Below are 285 nucleotides of genomic sequence, written 5' to 3'. Positions count from 1 at the left end.
GGCCGACATGGCGGCGCGCTTCGTGCCGCTGTCCGACGCCCTGGATGGACTCAATGGAGCGCTCTACAGTGAAAGCGGCCAGTATTGGCAAGGCGTGGAACTGTGGCGCGCGATCGGCAGTATCCTGCGCAGCGGCCCGGCCCTGGATCCTGCAGCCGAAAACGCCGGGTTGCCGCCGCTGTATCCAAAATGACCCCCTCAGGGTGAGGATCTAGGGTCTGTGGGAAAAGTCTTGAGACGAAGGTCAGGCAAGGCGTAAACAGCCGAGGAAGCGGAGTATACGGG

At 62.8% G+C, this 285-nt stretch carries 1 pseudogene; it reads left to right on the top strand.

Annotated elements, in window-relative coordinates:
* Positions 1-193 (top strand): annotated as a pseudogene (locus tag QMX89_RS22765) (protein BatD); the annotation flags it as partial.
* Positions 194-285: the final 92 nt, after the last annotated feature.

This window comes from Pseudomonas sp. PS01301 (assembly GCF_029960215.1).
GTDB lineage: Bacteria > Pseudomonadota > Gammaproteobacteria > Pseudomonadales > Pseudomonadaceae > Aquipseudomonas > Aquipseudomonas coleopterorum.
Note: the sequence above shows the minus strand (reverse complement) of the source record. Positions and strands in the feature narration are given on the sequence as shown.